Source organism: Caballeronia sp. LZ008 (assembly GCF_031451435.1).
GTDB lineage: Bacteria > Pseudomonadota > Gammaproteobacteria > Burkholderiales > Burkholderiaceae > Caballeronia > Caballeronia zhejiangensis.
In genome coordinates, this window is the sequence record NZ_JARUXK010000002.1 from 565,663 (window position 1) to 588,710 (window position 23,048).

Here is a 23,048-nt window from a genome sequence, read left to right on the forward strand (position 1 = left end):
GAATTCCATCGGTAGCGAAACACAACGAGGTAATCATTGTGCGCACTTTCTGGGCCACGAAAAGACAGTTTAAGAAGCCCGCTGCTCTGTCGACGTCGAATGACTGGTAAATAGGCACATGTGAGCGAAAACGACTCGCGAGCACGTGCATGGCGGCTTTCCGGCCCGACTATGCCGATAATTAGACATTCGGACAGCGAAGCGGTGGGGAGAAACCGTGACAAGGAGACATTTCGATTCTCAGCGACCGAGAATTGGCGAACTTCGAAGAGGTTATTCAGACTGGCGCTCGTCCGCTGATATCTCCTGGCGAGCGTCGCCTCCTGGCCCGACAAGCGCACGCTCGCCGGCCGGCTATCAAACCTCCGTCTGTTCAGCCATCTCGAGCGCATCGTCCACTTCGATCCCGAGGTATCGCACGGTGCTCTCAATTTTTGTGTGGCCCAAAAGCAATTGGACAGCGCGCAGATTCTTGGTGCGTCGATAGATCAACGACGCTTTCGTACGACGCATGGTGTGCGTACCATAAGCACTGTCATCGAGTCCGATCGACGCGATCCAACGATGAACGATGCGCGCATACTGGCGCGTCGATACATGTGCCGAAGCATGCAGCCGACTCGGAAACAAATAATCGGCAGGCTTCAATCCCCGCGTTGATATCCAGGCAGAGACGCTTTGACGAGTCTGCTCCGTGATCTCAAACTGCACTGGTCTATGCGTCTTTTGCTGCATGAAAGTCGCGCGAGCTAGGACATGACCTCCGACGAAGACGTCCTGCACTTGCAGTCGCGTCAGATCGCACGCTCGAAGCTTGCTGTCGATTGCCAAGTTGAACAGCGCCAACTCGCGAGTGTTGGACGACATCTGGAGCCTCGTCCGAATCGCCCAGATCTCACGGAGCTTCAATGGCGGCTTCTGACCGGTCAGCCTTCCCTTGTTCCAAGGCACCCAGTGTGCGTTGGAGGAATTAAGCGTTTCCATGATAACCTCCTCTTCAATGAAGGGAGATCGATTCTGCGCTTTCGGAAATAGTCAAGGTGCGTCCCAGATCGGCCGGTCAGCAGATTGCAGTCAGTGAGTTGGATTTCCGACCCGCAACGGGCACTCAGCCTTCTCCAAAGCGGCCGCTGGAAAGACCTCAATGCTTTGGACAGTCTCACGCGTCGCGCCACAACGCTCAGCACCACGCAACAGACCGTTCGCTTCAAACTGCACATTGCAGCGCGACGCATCTTATCCGTATATTACCGCGCCGGCTTAGTGTCGGAGGGGCGTGGCCCGGTCATTCCTGGTCGCAGTGCACCTTGAAGTGCGTTAGCACGGCGGCCCCGAATGCATTGCTGATTGCGACATCGGCGGCATCGCGCCCGTATGCCATCAAAACACGTCCAATACGCGGCGCGTTGTTTCGCGGATCGAACGTCTGCCAGCTACCGCCCACGTAAGCTTCAAACCATCCCGCAAAATCCATCGGCGCGGTAACGGGCGGCAAGCCGACATCGCTGATATAGCCCGTACAATAGCGCGCCGGAATATTCATCGCCCGGCATAGGGTGACGCCCAGGTGGGCGAAATCACGGCAGACGCCCTTGCGTTCGCGGTACACGTCCCACGCAGTTTTAGTCGGTCGCGCATGCCCATAATCAAATTCGATGTGTTGGTGCACGTAGTCGCAGATTGCCAGAACAGTGTCGCGACCCGGCGTGCACTGACCGAAAATTTGCCACGCGATCTCGACCAGTAGATCGGTCTCGCAATAGCGGCTGCCCAATAGAAAAGTCAGCGTATCGTCGGGCAACTGCTCGACCGGATGCGCCCACCCCTCGGTGGGCCGCGTCTCCATGGAATCTGACACATTCAGCAGCGCTGTGGTGCTCAATGCCACACGTCCGACAGGTGCCACGATCCGACTGCATAGGTTGCCGAACAAATCGCGATATTGCCTTATCGGCAGCGGCGGATCGGTGACGAGGACATCCGCCACAACGACATCTTTGGCGTGCGAAAAATGCGTGTTCAGCATCAGCATCATCGGCGTGGGCTGCAGGCACTCGTACCACAGTTCGTATCCGACGCGAAGTCTCATGGATCCCGGATCCTCCGTAGTTCGCTGATTGCAGGTGCCGTTGGGCCTGGTATTCAGAGATGCAATGCGGCACAAGGCAACAAGGGATGCTTCCCACTACCGGGCTCATGCTCTCGGCAAAAGATAGTTGCCTACTGTCGTTGCTGAACGGAATCTTGAAAGGGCGCTTTCTTGCCGGTTCAAAATCGGGGCCGACCGATGTTCATTTCCGTACGCGGGTGATCGTCAACCTGACCTTACCCCCGAAACCGGCTAGGGGCCGTCCATAAACACTTACTGAGTGTAGTGGGTCGGGAAACAGACATGCAGTCAATCGGCGGGACCGAGTAACACGTCGATTGCTGCTTGGCCGGAAATTTCGGCCACCAGATAGGCCCAACGCTCAGTAAAAGGTCCGTTGCGCAACGGGATGCGGCCTCCCCGCGCACCGAGCACTTCGAGGTTCGTGGCGCCCCTTATCTGAAAGGTCACATCAAAGGTGTTCTCGTCGGCAGCCGAAGTCAGTTCGATCTGAATCTCGAAGCCGCGGTATGCGATCGTTCGGTGCATGAAAGCCTCCCTTTCGTCTTCGGAGACTAACATGAGTCAGCATCGGACGGTCTACGCAACCTTTGGGATAGGTTCTCATGCATGCGCCACCACGGGTAATCAAATATGTACGTACCGGAACCTTCAGGACCGCAACGACCGATTTCGTGAATGCTTCTAGTCCTATACCGGTGCGTTAGCGCATTTGTTGAAGGACCTCGAAGCCGTCGAGGAACGGCCGGCAACCAGTGCAGACCGACGGCATGGCGCAGTGTGCCGTAAGCGGGGCGCGGGCCGCTCGCATCATCTGAAGCGTGTTGCAAGCCACTCTTGCGCCCACTTGGTCGCAAATTCGACGGCATCTGCGCGAAGGTCGAAGCCCCCGAGGTCACCGCTAATAAACACGTCGGTCGGGCTGCCATCCGCGGCGTGACCGCTGATGCGTGCGTGCGCCATGTACTCGCCGTCTGCCCTTCGGGGCGTCGGGTCAATGCGAAAGCTCGTCGGACTCGTTTGCATGATCTTCAACTGTTCTATGGACCGGTTCGAAAGGCGGCCGCGCTTGGGCCGTTGCATTCTGCTGGGTCGCTGCTTCCCGCACGCGATGGTTCGTCTGCTTGCCGAAGAATGCGCGGCTTCTTGGGCAAGTGTCGATCACTTCCTCTGCATACGCCGTGCAGGCGCGCCGTGCATCGCCCGAGCTCTGATACCCGCTTTGTGCGGGCAGCCTGAACACGCAACTGCGCGACTGACCGGTTTCCGCTTCCGGCTCTTTGATGCGCACGGCGGCATCGAAACCGTCCTCATAGTTGTGACCGTGACCGCACAAGGTCGGTTGGCGTGGAAAAACGAGCGGATAGATTTCCAGCCCCCGATATAAGCGAAAATTGACTGCCATGAGTGAGCCCTCGCGCCGTTCAGGCGCCAAAATATGACTGTGTGAGAAGTAGTTTCGGTAGTACTGACAGATCGACCGCGTTGCACGGTCCCGAATGACGGACTTCGGTAAGATAGTCGAAGCACTGCTGGAAGCCAAAGTGGCATCGCTGTCCAGTCGGCACGTCCCATGCTACCCGCTTCGGAGACTTTGTACAGCTAACTTTGAAAGGCGCAACCTGGGCTGATGTCAGAAGGAAGCGCGCTCTGCTAGCAATTGACGGGCTATACTTACGCGTTCTCCGTAAGTCCGAAGAGACGCCTGTCTCTACCAATGGAGCGCCTATGTACCGCATCATTCCATTCCGCGGCTTCGAGATCCACGTCAGCCTGGCGATGTCAGCCGAAGATCCGTATGACGTCACGTTTCAGCTCAAAGGCGGCTCCAATCTTGGCGTGCTTGGTCGCGCCGGCCGCAGCATTCAGATTCATAACGGTCCCTTTACTCATCGCTGAGCTTATTTCAATGCAGAGAGCGCCGGGCAGGCGGCAGTCGATACGTTTCTCGATGCGCAGCACGAGGCTTGACAAGCCGGCTTTGCATGGGCATTACCGTCGCCCCTCGATCCTCTTGGTCATGCATCCAATTATCGCGACGATTTCGCCCTCGGATCTTCATACGTTGCATAGACCTCTCAATGAACGCTAACCTTGTCGAACTGTACGTAAGCCCGAATGGCGATAGGTGGCTGTTGGTTGCCGCAGCCGACGATCATCTCGTCGTTCGGCACGTTCCCAGCACCGCTTCAGGGGGGCGCTCATCAGATTTGTCCCTCTCGGCCTTTCTTTCCGCCGACGACGCAACGCCGCAGCAAGATGCGCTGCTTCGACTGATCAGCCGACTTGTCTTGCCGCTCGTAAGCGCCGGCTCAACTGTACCGGTAGTTCCCGCACTGCATCGACCGACTGCGGATAACTTGCTTCTCACGGCGGCCCGTGTGAGAACCTTCGCCAGCGCACAGCATCTCACCAATGCAAGCGGCTTCTTCTTTGCCCGTGACCAGCGCCTCTTTCTCGTCACAAGCCGTCATGTAGTCAACGACGAACCTAGCAAGCACTTTCCCGATCGCCTCGAAATCGAGCTTCACGTCGATCTAAACAACCTAGGCGCGTCGACGTGGTTTTCGATGCCATTGTTTTCGGAAGGCCTCGCAATGTGGCGTGAAGGCTCGGACGACGGCGGCACGATCGATGTCGCGGTGCTGGAAATGCACAAAGCAAGGCTGCCATCAAGTGCCGTCTTCGAAGCTTTCACGCCTGAACATCTGCCGAAGTCAGGGGATGTCATGCCGATAGGCGCCTCGGTTCTCATTGTAGGATTCCCGCTCGGCTTTCACGACTCGCTCCACCATCTGCCCGTCGTGAGACAAGGCGTCGTTGCATCGGCTTTCGGTCTCCGCTTTCAGGGTAAGGGATGCTTCATTACGGATGCGCGAACGCATCGAGGGACAAGCGGCGCACCTGTGGTGATGAGCAAGCAGTTGAGGGAACAGTCGGCGACGGGTGAGAGATTGCCATGGACGCTTCTTGGCGTTCACTCATCCACCATTGACATGGGCGATCGAGACCTCCAGGTCGACGAGACGCTCGGCCTCAACAGCGCATGGTACGCGGACATTCTGATGACGCTCACGGAACATTGAGGCAATCGTTTCTTCCGGCGCCGATAGCTACCTTCCAACATAAGCTGCTCGAGCGGTTCGGCTCGCCATCACGACGGACGCAAAAAACTCACCGCCCTTCCGAGGCGGCGCCGCTTCGAAAAGCTGCAGGGGGGCCGAGATAGCGCCGTCAGAGGCTTGCGGAATGGGCACGGGTTCACCATGTCGGCATCCGCGCGCCAGGGCTTACATTCGCGGTGGTCCTTCAGCTGTCACCGGATCAAACCATGCCAGGCGCCCGACGTACTCGGCAAATTGCCTGCTTATCAATTGGGCACATCACCGAATCGGTTGCGATCGACAAGGATACGATCTAGGCGATTCCGCTTGGCAAAATGCTGTCGTTAATCGACGACCACGTTCGTCTGAAAGATCCCGAACCGCCCGGCTATCCGCCAACCTCGATCGATTTTCTTATGAGCTTCCGGCATAGTGAATGTTGTTCTACGGTCTCCATTCGTTGACGGAACTCACCCTGTCTGAACGCAAACGGAGGGTGAAACGGACGTGCGCCCCGTCGAGATGGCATGCCGCAGCCCGAGCCTCCTTCCTTTCTTAAGCGGTGCCGCCAGCCGACGTCGGCAACTGTCAAACGACGACGGAAACTATCTCTGGGAATAGCCCTCTCGCCACAACGTGGCACCGACGGCCACCAAAATTTGGGCGTCGCCTTCCTCTAGACGATCCCAGGCCGACGCCAGCCACTGCGCCAGTCCGTTGCACGCGTCATTCAACGTGACGTAGTCTCTTCCCTCAACGTTGAACTGCTCAAAGGTAGCAAGTACGTTTTCTTCTGTCGCCATGTCAATCCCCAGGGTGGGTCCCCACTCGACAAGCATAGCCGCGAGTTGCTTGAAATATACTGGACTGTCCGCGCGCACTTCTCGCACGCCTTCGTTACAGGATCTGCTGCACGGCCTATCACGGATGCAGTCCGGTTGTGACGACTGCCACGGGGCGCGAGCCCGAGCGACGCACATGATGTCGATTTCGCCGGCCGTCAACTGCCGTCCTGGGTCGCACGCGCCGGCGAAACGTAGATTGACTTCGAAAAAAGCGTCTCACCGCCCATCGATCGATCGAGTACACCGATCGCTCGGTTGAGCAGGCCGATCTCGGCGCCCATGCTACGCGCTTCACGCATATAGAAGTTCACGGCATCGAGTCCGTCAATGATGCTGGCATCGCCTAGCGGTTGCCCCGGCCACCGAGCGAGAAGTACTGAATCGACCTCGGGCCCGCAGCTGTCCCTACGCGACAAAGTGCACCCGGTGCCAATGTGGACCACTTCGCTCCGAGCACGATCTGCGTGGAACTGCGGAAGTGTCGAAAGAAACTCCAGTAGAGGATACATTTGCCCTCCAGGGCGTGTGCCTGCGATAGGGTGGGGATCATCCAGCGCGTTGCAACGGCGGATATACCGATCATGCAGTCGCCAGGAGTTCAGACTTTTTCAACGCGACGATATTGCCCGCTTTGCAGGAGTCGCTCTGCTTTACTCCGTTGCGAAGGCCGAAAGGCAATCGTTGATGAGGTCGCAGACTGCCGCGGACCCGCTCATCGCCACGCTTCCTTGACCGCTGGCGATGACATGTGGGTTCTCGCCGGCTCTGTTCAGCCGCTGAAACGGTTGCCTATATCGACTTAGAGCAGACCGCCGTAGCACTGCGCGTCACCTTGCCGTCTAACAGCTATGATCGGACACTCGATTCACCGGTAGTCGACCCCGTGTTTTCGGGAAAAAATGACTGGCAGGACGAGCTGACTATATTGTCAGACGCATGGGACATAGATGTGCCGTTAGATCGCGCCGATGTGATCGCGGCCCGTCGCGCAGCGCGGGTGTCGACTGTACCGACAGCAAAAGGGCCGGTAAACCGGCCCTTGAACTGCGTTACAGCGGCGAGATATTCGCGGCTTGCATGCCTTTCGGGCCGCGCTTTGTCTCGTAGCTTACTTTCTGATTTTCTGCGAGCGTCTTGAAGCCGTCGCCTTGAACTTCCGAGAAGTGCGCAAAGAGATCGTCCCCACCAGCATCAGGGGTGATGAAACCAAAGCCCTTGCTATCGTTGAACCACTTAACTGTACCGGTATCCATGAGAATTCCTTGAAAAAATAAGAGCTCGCGAGCGGAGCGACAAAAACTTCAAGGAAGAAGAGAGGACAGCGAGTACCGCGCCGACGACGCGAGTAATGGTGATCAGCAATCGAGCTTCTTGAATATTTCGTTGTTCACAATATAGTGCTGGCGTGGCTTTGTCAAAGCTTTTCGGATCGGCTCCCAGTTGAACTGCGGCGGGGTAATTGCGCCCTAATGACGAAGCGATTACCGATCGGCCCTTGACATGCGGAAACCGGCCGTGAGCCGTTGCAGCCCCAAGCCGAAACGCGCACGCACGTGCCGGCGCGGCAATCGTCCTCCCGAACGCATGATGGTTTCAAACTCGGACGGTTGACGAGTTGACCGCTCAACACTTTGGGCCGTTTAGGCGTCTTCTAGCGGTCTTCATGCAAATCTCTAAGTTCGCGTTCCCATGTTTCCCGCCGAATTCTGTCGTTGCTGTTCTCGTTAGCGAGATACAAGACGAGCCATCCACCAAGGACCAACACAATAACCGTCATCACTATCATCGATGCACCTTTCAGTAGTTGCCGCGCCGGCGTCGCACTCCCACACGCTGAGAGCCATGCCACCAGCAGGCCTCTCAGCAACGCCAAGTCAAAACATGACGCGAGGCACCTACCAATGCCCGTCCGCAGCTTTAGTCTCGCTTGTTTCGGTGCCATTCCACAAAGCCAGGCAGATGGCTCGCATTTAGACAATAGGACCGCTAGGACGGCGACTGCGGCACGCAAGTCCACGTCGGTCGTGTCCCACACGAACATTTAGATGGCGCCTAATGCTTCTCGCCGCCGCTCCTTGAACAGAACACGCTCGATGCCGCGGTAGTGCGAAACGTCACAGTCCGCTAGGCTGGTCATCGCCTAGGCGCTCGGCGGTAGCGTACTTATTTTATTGCTCCCCTCACGAACCCTTTGACACCGGCGACGGTTCGAAGCGTCCGCACCGTTTCGCGCGATTTTTCCTTCGAGCGATTAGCGCCCATTTCTTCGATCAAGTGCGTAAAGCCTCGAAGCCCACGGTGCACGGGACCTTTTTCATTCGCGTTCATCAAACATCCTTGAGCATACACATAGCTCATTATGCGCCCCCGGTACGAGGGGCGCGGGATTATTGCGGCAATGCCCGAGACGACGCCTGTCACGGCGGGTCAGAAGGCGCCACGCGCTTCGTCGCCTTGGCGAGCCACCGCGTGGCGTCGTCATTGATATCCCGAGTCGTGTAAGAAAGCTCCAGTCGGGCCAAACCGGGTCTCGGCGAAAGGATCGATGCGCGCTGCCGAGCCCGGCTTGCCAATGAAACATCCATGGACGGCGTCACAACCGATTTCTTTGCCGAGGACGAATTGCGCTTCGTTCTCGATGCCTTCCGCGACCGTTCTCATCCCTAACGCGCGCGCAAGCGCCACCATCGCTTCGACCATTGCGCATGCTTGGCGACGGGTCTCCTTGGCAGTGAACTCTTTCACGAACGACCTTGTCGATCTTGATGCAATCGACGGGCAGCCGTGCGAGGTATGTGATGCTGAAGTAGTCGGTGCCGAAATCGTCGAGCGAGACGGTCACGCCGAGCTCTCGTACAGCCGAGAGCGCGCGCGACGCGGCGGCGAAGTCACTCATTACGACTGTCACCGTCACCTCGATGTCGAGTGCGGAAGCGCATACACCGGCCGCCTCCGAAACCAGTGCGGCGAGATCGCACTTCTGGATCGTCGTGGCTGAGAGGTTGACGGTGACCTTGAACCCCATGCGGTTCGCTGCCTGCCATTTCGCCGCTTGGCGCGGTGCGAGGCGAATCAGCCAGTCGCCCGTCGCCTCGTCTGCAGTCGATTCAAGCAGCACGTCGCGGAAATCGGCCGGCGTGAGCACACCCAGTTGTGGATGGTTCCAGCGCAGCAACGCCTCGGCCCCGTAGACGCGGCTAGTATGCAGGTGCAGTTGTGGCTGGTAGTGCAGTTCGAACTGACGCGCGACGCTCGCACTTTCCCTATGTTCGGACACAGGCGAAACCGTCGGCGTAGCGGTCACCTTCCTCGACGCTGCGAGCTTCAGTGGTCCTGGCGCCTCAATGCCCTCAAATTAGCAGGCGCGCCTGGTCGTGCACCAATCACCCCAGAGCAGCGCGCTGCATAGGTGCGACAGTTCAAGCACTGCCCTCATTCGTTTCCTGCGATCGGCGAACCCGCAAAATTGTCTGTCGTGATGTGTTCAAGGCGCGGGCAACTTCCGAGACCGTGCTTCCTGCTGCTAGCGCTGCGAGCGCTTCACGCCGCAATTCCGCGCTCAGCGAACCAGGGCGCCCAAGTTTCGCTCCGCGGTCACTCAACCGCCGAGAGGCGTCTCTCGCTCGTATTGTCCGGATTTTTCGATCCATGTCCGCAACCAAGGTGAGAGCGGCAACCAACGTTTCGTGTCGAACGATCGTCCATCCTGCATCTGTCCGGCTGAGGCAGGCAACCGCCGCGCTCTTCTCCGCGACCATCCGTAACGTATCTAGAACATCGGAGTAGCCGTTGCCTAGGGACGCCAGATCGAAAACGAGCACCATGTCGTTCGGCCATAGTCGATCAATTACGCACCGCAACGTCGGCCTTTCGCGCGCTGGGGTCGTCACTGATGAAGCGCCCACGAATACATCATCCGCGCACACTTCGAGGTCGACAGCGCGTAGGGCTTGGGCTGCGTACCCGTGCCCGACACTTCCCTCATTCCCAAACACAATGATCATGTCATTGTTGATCAACGACCAGCACAATCTCAGTCGGGCCTGTCAGCCCGCGGCCGCTCCGGCGCGACGCCATCATTAGCAGGAAGAAGGCGCACGTCCATGTCAGGACCCACCGATCGCGCTAAGGCGAGCGCCTCCTGCTCCGTATTCACTGTCGTAATACGGATCCCCTCAGAGGACGGAACCTCGACCTGCCATCCGCCACCGGTGCGCGGCCGGACGATTATTTCGGCTTCGTCAGCGCCCTCTCGCGTCAGCATTCGAACCCTCGCCGGTGTAATTCCGTTGACGACATTTTAGTACGTTTCCAGAAGGGGTCTTATACGGACGCCCCGCTTCTCGGCCGTTACGTCAAAAATGCGCCTTTGGGCCAACGTATGCGGTTCACAACGAAAACTCGACCTTCGCCATGATTGCGACAATCGCAGCGCATCGAGCAGCGCCGAACGGTGACCCGCATCTTCACTTTTTCACTTTCGACGTGGACGGAGGTCGAATCTTGCGTTCGCATCAACTGTGGGTGCGCACCGCTCGAGTTTTCGCCCGCGAACTTGCCAGCCGCACGACGCTTGACGAACTGATGCGGGCTCACGGCCGAGCCGAAGACGTACGATGCGCTGGTCGGTCGCCAGTTCAACGATCTCCGATGTGAGAGAGCAAGTTCGGCAAATCCGTGATTGCTACGTAGAGATGAACCTCGCCAAACGTCCGCACGGGGCCGAGGAGCGCGCACCAGTGCGGCGGTTTCTGAAGACTACCGGTCGTTCGAACGACCACCGTATGGCCGATGCCAATGGCCGAAACTGGCCGACAGTGACCCGAACAGGATTAGTGATAGTCACTGCTTCGCAGCGTCTATCCATCCCGAGCGAAGTCCGCGAACGTGTTCGTCTCGGACTTGATTGACAGATTGGGCATAGCCCAGTTCAGCCTCAACCTCGCCAATGCAACCCCAGCAGTCACCGCCACAGTTCATCGACATGGGGTCGTCGGCCTGATCGAGTTCTCGTCGACATATCTGGCATTTCTACGCTCGGCCTCCAGGGTGTAAATCTGCGAGATTGTCTGCGATTTACGCCGGCATGTCGAACGGCCGGTTGGGGCCGAAGGTGGCCCCGCCCAAGTAGGAATGCTTCGGCTCGACAGGCCATTTTGAAGACATGCACCGCGGATGGTCAGCGCCGCTTTAGGATGCCGCGACCAACGAAGGGTTTCGTGCAACTCCTGGCGAACGCATTATAGGATGTGTTCTTTCGTTCAACGCGAAGCGCGCCGTATGCTCACTTCAAATCCGTCGCCCCGATCACTGAGCCTCGACGATGTCCTAGCATTCGAAAGCTTAGACGGCTCCCATATTCCGATCCTCGACGTGAGTCCTGATCGGAAGCGCATTGCAGTTTCCGTGACGGCAGGGCTCGCGGGACTGCCGAGTTCCACGCGACCGTTTCTCTGGGGGGCCGACCGTGGTCGGTTACATATCATCGATGTCGAGACCGGGAGCGCGCGCATCGTCAGCGGACCAGACGGCGCGGGCATCACATCGCCGTACTGGTCGCCGAGCGGGAAACGTATAGCCGCAATCGCCGCGCATCGCGACTGGGTTCGGCTGTGCATAGTTGACCCAGACAGCGTCAGCGTCGAGACCATCGCTGATCGCGACGTCGCCATGGAATTCGAGGGGCAACCGTCACTTCGATGGGTCGACGACGACACCCTCTCCGTTCTTGTCGTTCCCGCGGGTCGCCGTGCAGCCGGAATCGAGAGCGCAAGGTCGACAATCGAAGCCGCCCCAAAAGCCTGGGCCGCGATGCAGGTGGGCCAACACTCTACCGGTAACAGGCTGACGGTCAAACAAGGCGGAAGGAAGCGGCCGCCCCACGAACAGGTGACCGTCTCGCTCGTGGACCGAAGCATCTCAACCGTTACCGAGCCGAATACGGCGCATCCTGGCGTCGCCGCGCTTGCAAGCGACGAAACAACGTCGAGCCATCCGGACGTCATTGACACGGCCATGCGCCCTACCGACCGTCAACTTTGGCATGATAAAGCGACCGACGAGCGCATGGTGGTCGCGCGCGGCAACACCGGGGCCGAACTTTTATGGCTGCGCGGCCACGAGAGATGGCGAACTATCTTGCGAATCAACGGGCACCTAGCGGGTGTGCGCATCGGCAGAGCGTTCGAGGTCCAATACGAACTGCCGGGCGGCCGCGTAACGACCATGCGCTGTGTGTTGCCACCGGACTGGCGAGAGGGCGACCGCCGTCCGGCTGTCATGTTCGTCTATCCGACGCTCGACCGAGCGGCCAATCCGGATGCTCCGCTGCTCGTCGAAGGGCCGACTTTCATTTACAACGCTCATCTTTTTGCAGCGCAAGGCTATGTCGTGCTGGACCCCGATCTTCCTTTCGACGAGAACACCGATGGCGACTTGATCGACGCGGTCGCTACGGGCGCCGGACGCGCGCTGGACGCAGCGGAACGAGCAGGAATCATTGACCGGGATTGTGTGCATGTCTTCGGGCAAAGTGCCGGCGGCTGGGCCGTTATGGCGCTGCTAGCGAAGACGCGGCATTTTTGTTCCGGCATTTCGCTGGCCGGAGTCTCGGACCTGATCGCACTTCATGGCCAGCTTGATCCGCGCTGGCGCTATGAGTCGAGGCACCAGGCGGAATTCCATTTCGCCGACATGTGCGAAGACTTCTTTCATCTTTCCCGCCCGCCGTGGCAGGACCCCGCCTCCTACATGCGCAATAGCCCGATACTGTTCGCCGACAAAATCGAAGCCCCGCTCTTGCTGATGCATGGCGACCTCGACTACGTGTCGATCGCCCAATCCGAGGCGATGTTCGTCGCCTTGAGCCGGCAAGGCAAGCCCGTCGAGTTCGTCCGCTATTGGGGCGAAGATCATGTCTACGCGAGTCCCGCAAACATTCGTGACGCGTTCGGACGAATCGTCGCGTGGACTCAGCATCACAGCGCACGATGAGGCCGACTGACCGCGAGAAAGGCGAGGCAGTCGTCGCGGCCCACCTCCGCGATCTCTATCACCTTCGGGGCGAGGTCGAAACTGTCGTTGCCGGTGCCAACTGGACCATGCGGCTCAGTGCGGCGACGGGTCAAGCGATCGCGTATGTCCGTCTCTGCCGCCACGACCGATCGCTCGAGGACATCCACGCCGAGATGGCAGTGCTGAATGCCATCCAAGCGACGCCCGCGCTGGATGCAGGTCGACCGATTGCGAGTCGCCTTGGGTCGAACGTTTCAACGCTGACACTCCCGGACGGTTCCACGCGATTTGCTACTGTCTTCCAGCCCGTTGGCGGAAACGAACCTGCTGATCGCCCAAGCGATTACGCGCTTATCGGTGTCGCGCTCGCGGACCTGCATCGGCAGCCGGTCCTGAGCACCCTAGCGCCGTCGCGCTCACCCGGGCTAAGCACGGCAATAGGGTCCATCGAAAAAATCGCACTGCATTCTAAAGCCACAGCGGATCACCTCGCCGATGCAATCGCGTCGCTGAAACGCGAAGGCGCCGATGGCGCGCTCGGCACCGTGGGCTTCTGCCATGGCGATGTGCGGCCGCAAAACATGCGCATCTTGGGCAATCAGGTCACCCTTTTTGACTTCGACGATTGTGGACGGGGTCCGCAAGTCATTGATATCGCGGCGATCGCACTTTGGCTAGAGGCTAGCATGCAGGCGGAGCCAGACCAGATGTGGCGCGCGTTTCTGGATGGCTATGGCGTGCGAATGACCGAGCAACTCGCGAAGTCAATACGCTGGTGTGTGCTGCAGCAGCAGATACGCATGACAAGGTGGCTCATAGAAGAGTGCGAGTTCGTCGATGAACTGTGGAACGTCGTTTGGGAACGAGCGCGAATCATCGCGAATAATGCCGTGAGTGGCAACTTGAGGGTGTTGCGGTCACCGACTGGATAGGGGAGCAATCGTTCTGTGACCATGCCTCGATTTCACGTCCTCCAGCGCGGAAGTTATCTGTCGCTTTACTCAGCTGTCGGTTCACTACGCGCTGGATCCTGCGAAACTCTCGGTTGAAGTAACAAAGCGGATTGATGATGTTCGTGCAGAGGCGGGCAATGACCCAAGAAAGGTAACTGATCGGATCTCCACCGACATTCTTAGGCGCCGAGCGGAAGTCGAACGGAATGCCCAGACGAGCAAAAATGCTTTGACGATCCGACAGTTGCAGGAGCTGTTCAGCTTATGTAATAACCCGACGATGGCGGAACTTCGAGAAGTGGGTTCAACAATCAACGCTTGCCTAAACAAAAACCTGTAAAGTCATGGTTTTTCAAAACGACCCTGTCAAATTCAAGAAGGTGGGACCAAACAAATGGCTCGCCAACGTCCGGCCGCAGGGCCTGTGTAATTCTGTTTATCTCTACACCATGGAGAACGACCCACAGCACACCAGCTTGTGGAAATTCTCGCAGGTTCGAACCTTTGCCGACAAGACGGGCGAATTCTGCAAAGGCATCGAAACGAACTACAAAATCGAATATGGCTGGCAAGGCGGAGATTTAGCAATGACATGCGATGTCATTTCATTCGGGTTTTAAACCCCATGCTTTGACCGATTGTGGCGGAAACTCGTCTTTGATAAGTCCTTGTTTTTCCCAGCCACAGACCAGCGGCTGCTGGCAACGGCTGAGCTCGCTTCGGCAGGCGCCCGCGCGACAGTCAGTCTTGCGACGTTGCCTCTCACGCGGTCTGCTCAACAAGCACGAGTGCTGCATGCTCGATTCGCTCGGACATTCCTGCGCTATAGCGTCGCAACGCAACGCAATGAAATGATTCTGCGTGTGCGCGCGTCGTTTACTTCAAACCTGATGCAGGCGACAGAAGGCAGAACCCGACCCTCAACAGCCACTACGCCGGTGGGTCCATGACATCCGCCATGCGAACGGAATGAGACGTCGCTACGTCGCCGACCGTGCATTGCATTTCCAATAGACCACAGTCTAATTCACCCTCACCGCATTGTCATCGGCACAGCGCGGAGTAGCGTCAAAGTGACGACGCATCCGATCTGAGAAGCGGCGAGTCAGGCGTGAGGGTTGCTCTCACCGTTCATGACACTTTATTTCCCCGCGACGACGTAATCTTCGCGCCCACTGCCAAACTCTGCGAACCCGCTACGCTAATCGTGCCAACGGCACACTGCATACATCGATCATCCAACTACAAACGCAACAGTCACCGCACGCTCGACTTTTACCGAACGTCCCGCGCTCTTCAGCAACCCCGATTTCCGGTCGATGGCCAGCACATTCACCGTACCGCTTTCCTGATTTGCCACCACCAGCCACCGCCCTGTCGTATCGATGCCGAAACTCCACGGCTTCGAGCCATCCGACGCGACACGCTGAATCTCCGACAACGTTCCACTCACAGCATCAACACGATAGACGACGATATGGTTCTCGCCGCGATTGGCCACATACACGAAATGCCCATCGCCGCTCACCGTGATTTCCGCGCCGCTCTTCACGCCCGCAAATCCCGCCGTGGAAATCGGCAATGATTGCGCGAGCGTCAAGCGCCCTTGCCGCGCATCCCATCGAAACACCATGACGTCGGCGGACAACTCCGTGACGAGATATGCGAAGCGCCCATCCGCGCCGAACACGATATGACGCGGTCCGCTGCCGAACGGTGCAACGAAATCGTGCGGCGAGTTCGCGTCATTCGTTGAGAGCGTGTGCGTCGATCGATCGAAGCGATAGACGAACACGCGGTCCGCGCCGAGATCGGGCGCGAGCACGTAGCGTCCGGATGGATCGACGACCGCGTCGTGCGCGTGCGCGCTCATCTGCCGCTTGTTCGGGCCGGAGCCGCGTTCGGTGATCGTCGATGCGGGCGCTTGCGGCTCGCCCTCCCGAACCGCGAGGCTCGACACTGAACCGCTGTTGTAATTCGCCGCGAGAATCGTGTCCGACGATGCATCGAAGGTGAGATGCGTGGTACCGATGCCTTTTGTCGCGACCACGGCAAGCCGCCGAAGATCACCCGTCTCGCGGTTCACGCCGAAAGCGGTCACGCTGCCCGATTTTTTGCTTTGGTCGTCGACCGCATAGAGCACCGGCAGGCGCGGATGCGCCATCAGCCACGTAGCCCGGATGTCACCGACGGACGATGAAACGACCGCCAGCTCGCCGCTCGATGTATTGAGCCGCAAGGTTTCGATGCGATGATCCTGCGTGCCCACGTAGACCCATTCGTGCGGCGCGTCCTGCGCGGGCCCCGCGGCGCTGGCATACGGCGCCGCCGCGAGCAGCAGCACGAAAACCGACAAGGTGCTTCGAAAGAAATGAAACATGGTCGAATGGCGGATGACGTTATGACTAGCCTATTCGATCCCGCACCGCGCGTCCCGGCAAAATTCGACGATTCGCCTGGACTTTTTTCATCGTCACCCGGGCGCGCCGTGCTATTGCGACGATGCCTTCCGTTGCGGCTGCTGCTGCCGTGCCGCCGCGCGAAACTGACTCGGCGCCTGCCCCACTTCTCGACGGAAAAAGCGCGTGAAATACGCGGCGTCCGCGAAGCCGAGCCCGAAAGCGATCTGTTCCACCGACAGGTCGCCGAAGATGAGATTGCGCTTGGCCTCGGTGATGATGCGCGCATGGATCATCTTGGTCGGGCTCTGCTCCGCCGCCGACGCGCACGCCGCGCGCAACTGCACCAGCGAGATGGCCATCCTCGATGCGTAGTCCTGCAAAGGCAGGTTCTCGCGAAAATGCTCGTCGATCAGCTTGCGAAAGCGTTCAACCACGCGGATATCGTAACGCGAACCGGATTCGTTGCCTGTCTCGTCGAGGCTCGCTTCGCGCAGCAACCTGAGAAGCAGCAGGGTCAGCAGCGCTTCGGTTCCCGTTACGTGGCCCACGGCATCCGAATCGACTTCCTGCGCGAGACTTCGAATGAGGTTATAGACATCGATGCCGGCCGCGTCGGAATCGGTCAGCGAAATCACGCGCGGCGATGCCCACAGCGCGATGAATTCGTGCAACCGCGCATTGACCTGCGCGAGATAGGACACTTCGATGGTCACGACCCAGCGGTCGGCGTCGTACTCGTAGTCCAGGCCGTGAACGCATTCGGTCGGCAGCAGCAGCGCGCACGGTCCTTCGAACGGCACGCTGCGGCCTTCGAGGTTCATCACGCCGCGCCCGTTGCGCACGAAAATGAGCTGGCCATATTCCGGATGCGCGTGCGGCTCGGTACGCCAGCGCCCGCGCTCGGTGACATGGCCGACATGCACGAACCACTGCTTTTCCTCGGGTTCATCGACATAGAGCCGAACCTTCGGAACCGTCGTGAGCTGGGATCGGGGCGGATTTTTCCCCGAGGCACCGCGTGTCATTGCCTCTCCTTGACTGGCCGTGACGACCGGCCCTGACGACCGCCGTCTGCTTTCCAACCATTTGCAGCAGCTTGGGGCGCTGCATCTTGCGATGTTCCGAGGTAACGCGGGACTTAACGACCAGGAGATCATAACCCGCTGAAGGGTCGCGAAAACGATAGAAATTTTTCCATATAATTCCGCGCGACGCGCCTGCTATTTACCCCGACGCATCGATCAGAACCGATGCACCATGCCGACGATCACACCGCGCGAATCGGTGCCCGGTGCTACCGCGAGACCGGTATATCCCGTGCCGTTGAGCGTGAATCTGGCCTGATGGCGGTTCTGAATGAATCCCGCCGAACCGTAGAGCGTGGTTCGCTTGGAGAGCGAATACGAATACGTGACGCCGATCTGCTGTGCATTGTTGCCCTGCCCCAGCCGGTCGTGCGCGTAACCGTACATGAGCGAGAGCTGGTCTGCCGGTGTGAAAGAATAAGCGCCGGACACTTCATAGACATCGCGCTTGACGCTGTCGTCGGTCTGCCGTTCCGTGTGATACGCCAGATAAAAGCGCGCCGCGCCGATCGTGACCGATCCGCCCGCGTTGAATACCTTCAGGATCGATGTGCCCGTCGCGTTGGCAGCCTGCTCATAGCCGGCGGCAAGTCCAAACGGCCCGTTCACGTAGCGAACGGCCGCGTTATAGAACTGAATGCCGTTGACCGGTTGAGTCGTCGAGTCGCGCATCGCGACCATGAACTGCGCGGTCACGCCGTAGAGCGTCGGCGTGAAATAAGAGATCGCGTTGTTTTCGCGAATCGTCAGGCTGTTGAAGCTGTTCATCGGCGAGCCGATGCTCATCACGGCCACCGGATCCAGTTCCGGGTTGATGAACATGTATTGCGGCGTGTTCTGCAAGCCGATGCGCGCTTCGCCGAATGCGCCCGACATACCGACCCACGCCTGCCGGTTAAAACCCGCCGCGGCGTTGGCGGCTGCGCCCGTCACGCCGGAAAAACCCTGTTCGAGCTGGAAATTGATCGCCAGCCCACCACCGATTTCCTCACTGCCCTTCAGTCCATAACGACTCGCGAACAATCCGCCCGACACGGCGCGCGCGACCGAACCGCCGGTTGTATTCCGATATTCGATGCCGTTATCGATGATCCCGTAAAGCGTGACCGCCGATTGCGCATGCGCCAGATTGAGCATGCAGGCGCACGCCACGCCCGTCAGCGCGGATAGCTTCTTCTTCACCTTGTCTCCTGACTTTTTTTAATCAGCGCGAAGCCGCTCGACGGATTGCGCGACTGTGTCACCGAGCCCGCGTTGTTCGAGCACTCGGCCTAGAAGTGAATTTCCGCCATCACCATGGGCACGGAGGTGACGGTGCCTGGCGCCGCGCTCGATGGCGTGCCGTACATGTGATGCCAGTACTCGTACCCGACGCCGGCATAGACCGTGCGCGGATGTCCCGCGAACGAACCCAGATCGGCTAGCAAGGAAAGACGCGTGAGGAATTCCGTTTGTGTTTCGACGCCGAAGCCGTCCTTGCCCTTCGGGCCCGTCACGCTCGCGAACCCACGCAAAATGAACGGCACCGGACCCGCGCGGAACGGAAAGAGCCATGAACTCTCGATGTGCCACGCCGTATGAAAGCGCACGTCCTGACCGGTAATGCCGTTGTGATTGCTCTCGGTGCGCAAGCCCGCCGTGATATTCCAGAAGCCGTGCGGCACGGTGAATTCGATGGTCGGTCCGAGGACAATCATGCGCGCCCGCTCGCCATAAGCATCGTTCTTGGTGCCGAACTCATAGCCCGCCGTCAGGCCATAGTCACGAATGAAGCCGAAGCCCACCGAGCGGCCGAGTATCTTGCCCGCGCTCAGTTCCACGCGGCCCACGCTATAGACTTCCTGCGCGCCGCCCGACGAAGGACCGCCCGCCTCCGGATTCGCCGAATTCGACACGAGGTAATCCACATTGAACGCGTAACTGCCGTAGCGAAAACCGCCCGTCGTCGTGAGGGAGCCGATGTTCTGCGCCACCTCCTTCGCAATGCCCGGGTAATGAAAGTCGCTGCCGTATCGATAACCGATGTAAGTGTCGTTCCACGTGACGGGCGGCTCGCCCAGTTCTTCGCCTGACTTCAGGCTCGGCGCGGACAACGGCGCGGTCGGGTTCACCTGTGTCTGTTTTGCCTGAGGCGGCTCGAAGCCGTTCGGCGCGGTGTAGACTTCGGCATTGGCATATTCGCTCACGCAACACAGCAACGCTGCGCCAATCAGCGGCCTCTTCAGGGCTGTCGAAAGTTTCTTCATGTCTCCATCCACTTTTTTATCCACCCGGTTAGATTCGCGTGACGTCTGAAGCGTCAAAGTGAATCCGACGTGTGCTTGTTTGCTGCGGGTCTCGATGCGTCGTTTTCCTGGTTCTTTAGTAGGACGCCAGGTCATGGTATTGAAATCAGGCGCCAGAGCCTTTACACAAAAGTGAGATTCGCTGGCATTTTTGTTAGCCGCGCGCGTGAATTTCCCTAAGGCGATGCCCAAGAAAAAAAGCGTCGTGCACAGCCACGACGCCTTCCTTTAACCACGCGAATTCGTGCTTCAGTGATTCGGCACGTACAGCGGCATCGCTTCTTCCCAGAGCGTGTCGGTAATGGCGTGCGGGTTGCTGCCGTCCGCGTCCATCACCCAGTTTTGCCCGTCGGGCTGAAAGCTGTTGTCGTACAGCGCGAGCTCGTCGCGAAAGCCATAGGTACCCGAGCTATAAGCGATGCGCCCGTCGTAGGTCCACACGGCGTGACCCTGATTCGAGCCGTCCGATGTAAGGCGCTCGAGATGCGTGCCATCAGGATGGATCGTGAACACGTCGTAGTTGAACTTGTTCGGATCGTCCGCGTTCACCTGCTTGCGCGTGAAGACGATTCTCGTGCCGTCCGGCGACCATCCCGGCAAATTGTCCTGACCACTGGTCAGCACCGTAGTCGTGTGCGTGTCCAGATCGAGAATGCGCAGGCCTTGCAGCGTCGTGTTAGACACGCGATAAACGATCTTCTTTCCATCTGGCGAATAGCTCGGAAAGCCAGCATTCATCGCGCCGTCCGAGAGAATCTCCGGATGTCCGTTCATGCTGCCATCGACCTTGATACGCGCAATGCGCCCCGGCCCCGCGCCGCGTGTGAAAAACCAGTCGCCGATGCCGAATGCAACCCACTGTCGATCCGGCGACCAGGTCGGCTGGAACGCGCCGGCCAGTCCCTTCTTGATCATGTCGGGATCGAGACCGCTCGTCTGCGAATCATAGATGCGGCGATAACCGGTGAAGTCCGTATTGATGACCGCAATCGATGAACCGATCGCCTTCTCCGTGTACACGAGCTGCTTGCGATCCAGCGAGAGTTGCGGAAACACGTCGATATATTTGTAGTTCCACGCGCGATCGAAGCTGAACATCGGCGTGCCGTTCGGATGCGCGGGGCGGAATGTCACCTTCTCGTAGACCATCTTCCTGCCGTCAGCCGAATATTGCGGCGAGCGAATGCCCGAGTTGGACGTCGAGCGGAACGCGCCCGCCGTTGTGTAGATGCCTTCGGTGTCGCCGCCCTTGACGTGATACGCGATATTTGTGGCATCGAGATAATGCGGAAACACCTTGAAACCGGGCGTCGAGGTCAGCGAGGTTCTGGAAAGATCACTCAGCGCGACCGATACGATCTGCGAACTGACCGCGTTGATGCCTTCCGGCCGGTGCGCGCCCCACGTCGATTCGACCGGCGTCTCATAGAACACGACACGCGTGCCGTCCGGTGACCAAGACGGCGAACCGTCGTCGAAGCCGGAATGACTCGCGATCTTCTTCCATCCCGAACCATCGGGCCGAATGACGTAGATGCTGCTCTCCTGCGTGCGCTCCCAACCGACCGGCAGATTATGGCCGCGCCATTCCGAGCCGATATCCGACGACAGCGCCAGCCACTTGCCATCCGGCGACCACGAAGGCCGGAAGTAGCTGTGCGGCTTCGACGCATCGAAAGCAATGGCGCCCGTGACGTTCGTGAGCGCGCCGGTCGCGATGTTCAGCGTCCACACGTTCGTCGTGCCGAAGCCCGCCTCGCCCTTGCGTGACGAGACGAACGCGATCACATCGGGGGCGGTGGGAGAGAACTGCGCGGCATCGTCCACGGCGACGTGATCCGTGAGCCGCTGCAAACCCGTTCCGTCGATTTTCACGCGATACAGATTCGATTCGCCCAGTCCGTCGCGCTCGGACGTGAACACGATCCACTGCCCGTCCTTCGAGAACGACGCGTGGTAATCGAACCCCGGCGTTGGCAAGAGCTTGTGCTCGTCGGTCCCGTCCGCATTGGCGATGTACAACTCGGACGTGACGGGTCCCACGCGGTTCAGCAGCATGGTGCCGCTCGCACCGTTCATATCGTCCGATGCCGCGTTCGCGACACCCTGACTCGCTACGCATGCGCCGACGACGAGTCCCGCCACGCGCTTCATGAAACACATCCTCGAATACAAAGCATGTCTCCAGTCGTTATAAGCAGGCCAGGGTCGGCATGCCGCTTTGCGTCCCTGGCGTGATGTCGTGTCGACGAAGACCGCTCACTCGGCGGCCTTCCAGTACATGAAGCCCATGCCTTCGCCGGTGCCGGCGGGCGTGCGCCAGCACGGCACATAGTCCACCAGGGTCATTTGCGCCCGGGTTTCCTGCACGGCCTTCATCACGCTCACATAGAGCTTGATTTCCGATGTGCCGGACTGATACGAGCGGTCGTCCACCGCGGCCAGGCCGTCATAGTCGTAATCGGCCAGCATCTTCATGATGCGATGATCGAACTCCTCGTCATTCACGAAGTGCGACAGCCCGCCGGACGCGAAGATGCCCACGCGCACGTCTTCGGGCCACGCGGTGACGGCGTCGCGCAGGATACGGCCGAACTCGATACAGCGCGACATCGACGGCTGCGTCGGCGGATAGAAGCAGTTCATGATGACCGGCACATGCGGCGGCGGCGCATCGCCCATGATCTGGTGATAGACGAAGCTGTACGCATGCGGCACCACGGGATACTCGGGCAGCGGCTTCATCCACACGTTGTCGGGCCACGCAAAGAGATCGGTCAGGTCGAAGTTCTCGCGCTGAAAATATTCGATGAGGTAAGTCGCCAGCTCCGGATGGCAGTCGTGCACCACATGACGATCCGGCGCATACACGGCGCGCTGCGGCGGACCGTTGTGCACTTGCGCGCCGCTGTAGATGGCGATCGACGGCGATAAGTGGGTGAAGATCTCTTTCTGATCCTTGCCCAGAATAATGGCCACGTCGATTTCCGCCTCTCGGTAAGCGGCGGCCATCTTGTCGAGCGCTGCGCGGCAGCGTTGAGCGCGCGCCGTGCGTTCCTCGATAGTCAGGAACTTCTCGAACGCTGCCTCGCGATGCGCTTCAAGTTCGGGATAGGTCCAGGTCCGGTTGCGAAACCACAGTTCCTTGTTGTTGCGGTCGCGCTCGCCGTTGATGAGCCAGTCCTCCGGAGCCTGACCCAGCATGCCGCTGTGCGGCACCGCCATTCCGAATACGATCTTCGCCATGTTT

General features: G+C 59.1%; 22 protein-coding genes. 5 read left to right on the forward strand and 17 right to left on the reverse strand.

Going from position 1 to position 23,048, the window contains the following annotated elements:
* Positions 1-357 precede the first annotated feature (357 nt).
* From QCE49_RS17000 to QCE49_RS17020, 5 genes are all read right to left on the reverse strand, one after another.
* Entirely contained in the window at positions 358-984 is a 627-nt protein-coding gene (locus QCE49_RS17000) for a tyrosine-type recombinase/integrase (protein ID WP_250456973.1), read from the reverse strand.
* Between the two features lie 301 nt (positions 985-1,285).
* Positions 1,286-2,089 (reverse strand): transglutaminase family protein, encoded by an 804-nt coding sequence (locus QCE49_RS17005; RefSeq protein WP_250456974.1) that lies wholly within the window; start codon positions 2,087-2,089, stop codon positions 1,286-1,288.
* Positions 2,090-2,398: 309 nt separating this feature from the next.
* On the reverse strand, positions 2,399-2,638 hold the full coding sequence (locus QCE49_RS17010) for a hypothetical protein (protein ID WP_250456975.1): 240 nt from the start codon (positions 2,636-2,638) through the stop codon (positions 2,399-2,401).
* Positions 2,639-2,920: 282 nt separating this feature from the next.
* Complete coding sequence (locus QCE49_RS17015) at positions 2,921-3,136, reverse strand: hypothetical protein (protein WP_035970473.1); 216 nt, start codon at positions 3,134-3,136, stop codon at positions 2,921-2,923.
* A complete protein-coding gene (locus QCE49_RS17020; protein ID WP_250456976.1) occupies positions 3,105-3,515 on the reverse strand; it encodes a hypothetical protein in 411 nt (136 codons plus the stop codon). Before QCE49_RS17020 ends, QCE49_RS17015 begins: the two co-directional genes overlap by 32 nt.
* A 323-nt stretch (positions 3,516-3,838) precedes the next feature.
* On the opposite strand from QCE49_RS17020, the gene QCE49_RS17025 reads away from it, so the two are divergent.
* Positions 3,839-4,009 carry a hypothetical protein gene (locus QCE49_RS17025; protein WP_008345084.1) on the forward strand — a complete coding sequence of 57 codons (171 nt, stop codon included), beginning with the start codon at positions 3,839-3,841 and terminating at the stop codon, positions 4,007-4,009.
* A 182-nt stretch (positions 4,010-4,191) separates the two neighbouring features.
* Positions 4,192-5,196, forward strand: a complete 1,005-nt coding sequence (locus QCE49_RS17030) for a trypsin-like peptidase domain-containing protein (RefSeq protein WP_008345086.1) — start codon at positions 4,192-4,194, stop codon at positions 5,194-5,196.
* 623 nt (positions 5,197-5,819) lie between these two features.
* Here QCE49_RS17030 and QCE49_RS17035 read toward each other — a convergent pair.
* From QCE49_RS17035 to QCE49_RS34580, 6 genes are all read right to left on the reverse strand, one after another.
* The gene (locus QCE49_RS17035; protein WP_033537232.1) at positions 5,820-6,017 is read right to left on the reverse strand and encodes a hypothetical protein; all 198 of its coding nucleotides are present in this window, start codon (positions 6,015-6,017) and stop codon (positions 5,820-5,822) included.
* A 197-nt stretch (positions 6,018-6,214) separates the two neighbouring features.
* The gene (locus QCE49_RS17040; RefSeq protein WP_160297420.1) at positions 6,215-6,370 is read right to left on the reverse strand and encodes a hypothetical protein; all 156 of its coding nucleotides are present in this window, start codon (positions 6,368-6,370) and stop codon (positions 6,215-6,217) included.
* A 738-nt stretch (positions 6,371-7,108) separates the two neighbouring features.
* On the reverse strand, positions 7,109-7,312 hold the full coding sequence (locus tag QCE49_RS17045; protein WP_008345092.1) for a cold-shock protein: 204 nt from the start codon (positions 7,310-7,312) through the stop codon (positions 7,109-7,111).
* Positions 7,313-8,537: 1,225 nt separating this feature from the next.
* Positions 8,538-8,759, reverse strand: coding sequence for an EAL domain-containing protein (locus QCE49_RS34575; RefSeq protein WP_081987255.1), 222 nt, complete (start codon positions 8,757-8,759; stop codon positions 8,538-8,540).
* Entirely contained in the window at positions 8,653-9,336 is a 684-nt protein-coding gene (locus QCE49_RS17050) for an EAL domain-containing protein (RefSeq protein WP_051078933.1), read from the reverse strand. The genes QCE49_RS34575 and QCE49_RS17050 overlap by 107 nt, the downstream gene beginning before the upstream one ends.
* A 142-nt stretch (positions 9,337-9,478) precedes the next feature.
* Positions 9,479-10,063, reverse strand: a complete 585-nt coding sequence (locus QCE49_RS34580) for a helix-turn-helix domain-containing protein (protein WP_075644186.1) — start codon at positions 10,061-10,063, stop codon at positions 9,479-9,481.
* Positions 10,064-11,339: 1,276 nt separating this feature from the next.
* On the opposite strand from QCE49_RS34580, the gene QCE49_RS17055 reads away from it, so the two are divergent.
* The 3 genes from QCE49_RS17055 to QCE49_RS17065 all read left to right on the forward strand — a co-directional run bounded on the left by QCE49_RS17055 (position 11,340) and on the right by QCE49_RS17065 (position 14,646).
* Complete coding sequence (locus tag QCE49_RS17055; RefSeq protein WP_250456977.1) at positions 11,340-13,052, forward strand: S9 family peptidase; 1,713 nt, start codon at positions 11,340-11,342, stop codon at positions 13,050-13,052.
* Complete coding sequence (locus QCE49_RS17060; protein WP_250456978.1) at positions 13,025-14,005, forward strand: phosphotransferase; 981 nt, start codon at positions 13,025-13,027, stop codon at positions 14,003-14,005. Before QCE49_RS17055 ends, QCE49_RS17060 begins: the two co-directional genes overlap by 28 nt.
* Before the next feature lie 365 nt (positions 14,006-14,370).
* Complete coding sequence (locus QCE49_RS17065; RefSeq protein WP_250456979.1) at positions 14,371-14,646, forward strand: hypothetical protein; 276 nt, start codon at positions 14,371-14,373, stop codon at positions 14,644-14,646.
* Between the two features lie 614 nt (positions 14,647-15,260).
* Here QCE49_RS17065 and QCE49_RS17070 read toward each other — a convergent pair.
* The 6 genes from QCE49_RS17070 to QCE49_RS17095 form a co-directional block, all read right to left on the reverse strand.
* Positions 15,261-16,382 carry a lactonase family protein gene (locus tag QCE49_RS17070; RefSeq protein ID WP_250456980.1) on the reverse strand — a complete coding sequence of 374 codons (1,122 nt, stop codon included), beginning with the start codon at positions 16,380-16,382 and terminating at the stop codon, positions 15,261-15,263.
* Between the two features lie 135 nt (positions 16,383-16,517).
* Positions 16,518-17,453 carry a helix-turn-helix domain-containing protein gene (locus QCE49_RS17075; protein WP_250456981.1) on the reverse strand — a complete coding sequence of 312 codons (936 nt, stop codon included), beginning with the start codon at positions 17,451-17,453 and terminating at the stop codon, positions 16,518-16,520.
* A 216-nt stretch (positions 17,454-17,669) separates the two neighbouring features.
* Positions 17,670-18,695, reverse strand: coding sequence for a porin (locus QCE49_RS17080; protein ID WP_250456982.1), 1,026 nt, complete (start codon positions 18,693-18,695; stop codon positions 17,670-17,672).
* An 89-nt stretch (positions 18,696-18,784) separates the two neighbouring features.
* Positions 18,785-19,759 (reverse strand): hypothetical protein, encoded by a 975-nt coding sequence (locus QCE49_RS17085; protein ID WP_250456983.1) that lies wholly within the window; start codon positions 19,757-19,759, stop codon positions 18,785-18,787.
* Positions 19,760-20,047: 288 nt separating this feature from the next.
* Positions 20,048-21,952, reverse strand: coding sequence for a hypothetical protein (locus QCE49_RS17090; RefSeq protein WP_250437694.1), 1,905 nt, complete (start codon positions 21,950-21,952; stop codon positions 20,048-20,050).
* A gap of 105 nt (positions 21,953-22,057) precedes the next feature.
* Complete coding sequence (locus QCE49_RS17095) at positions 22,058-23,044, reverse strand: protocatechuate 3,4-dioxygenase (protein ID WP_250437693.1); 987 nt, start codon at positions 23,042-23,044, stop codon at positions 22,058-22,060.
* Positions 23,045-23,048 lie beyond the last annotated feature (4 nt).

Bases quoted from the DNA above. Each gene is read 5' to 3' on its own strand.
- QCE49_RS17000 (WP_250456973.1), bottom strand. From the start codon at position 984: ATGGAAACGCTTAATTCCTCCAACGCACACTGGGTGCCTTGGAACAAG.
- QCE49_RS17005 (WP_250456974.1), bottom strand. From the start codon at position 2,089: ATGAGACTTCGCGTCGGATACGAACTGTGGTACGAGTGCCTGCAGCCC.
- QCE49_RS17010 (WP_250456975.1), bottom strand. From the start codon at position 2,638: ATGCACCGAACGATCGCATACCGCGGCTTCGAGATTCAGATCGAACTG.
- QCE49_RS17015 (WP_035970473.1), bottom strand. From the start codon at position 3,136: ATGCAAACGAGTCCGACGAGCTTTCGCATTGACCCGACGCCCCGAAGG.
- QCE49_RS17020 (WP_250456976.1), bottom strand. From the start codon at position 3,515: ATGGCAGTCAATTTTCGCTTATATCGGGGGCTGGAAATCTATCCGCTC.
- QCE49_RS17025 (WP_008345084.1), top strand. From the start codon at position 3,839: ATGTACCGCATCATTCCATTCCGCGGCTTCGAGATCCACGTCAGCCTG.
- QCE49_RS17030 (WP_008345086.1), top strand. From the start codon at position 4,192: ATGAACGCTAACCTTGTCGAACTGTACGTAAGCCCGAATGGCGATAGG.
- QCE49_RS17035 (WP_033537232.1), bottom strand. From the start codon at position 6,017: ATGGCGACAGAAGAAAACGTACTTGCTACCTTTGAGCAGTTCAACGTT.
- QCE49_RS17045 (WP_008345092.1), bottom strand. From the start codon at position 7,312: ATGGATACCGGTACAGTTAAGTGGTTCAACGATAGCAAGGGCTTTGGT.
- QCE49_RS34575 (WP_081987255.1), bottom strand. From the start codon at position 8,759: ATGGTCGAAGCGATGGTGGCGCTTGCGCGCGCGTTAGGGATGAGAACG.
- QCE49_RS34580 (WP_075644186.1), bottom strand. From the start codon at position 10,063: ATGATCATTGTGTTTGGGAATGAGGGAAGTGTCGGGCACGGGTACGCA.
- QCE49_RS17055 (WP_250456977.1), top strand. From the start codon at position 11,340: ATGCTCACTTCAAATCCGTCGCCCCGATCACTGAGCCTCGACGATGTC.
- QCE49_RS17065 (WP_250456979.1), top strand. From the start codon at position 14,371: ATGGTTTTTCAAAACGACCCTGTCAAATTCAAGAAGGTGGGACCAAAC.
- QCE49_RS17075 (WP_250456981.1), bottom strand. From the start codon at position 17,453: ATGACACGCGGTGCCTCGGGGAAAAATCCGCCCCGATCCCAGCTCACG.
- QCE49_RS17085 (WP_250456983.1), bottom strand. From the start codon at position 19,759: ATGAAGAAACTTTCGACAGCCCTGAAGAGGCCGCTGATTGGCGCAGCG.
- QCE49_RS17090 (WP_250437694.1), bottom strand. From the start codon at position 21,952: ATGAAGCGCGTGGCGGGACTCGTCGTCGGCGCATGCGTAGCGAGTCAG.
- QCE49_RS17095 (WP_250437693.1), bottom strand. From the start codon at position 23,044: ATGGCGAAGATCGTATTCGGAATGGCGGTGCCGCACAGCGGCATGCTG.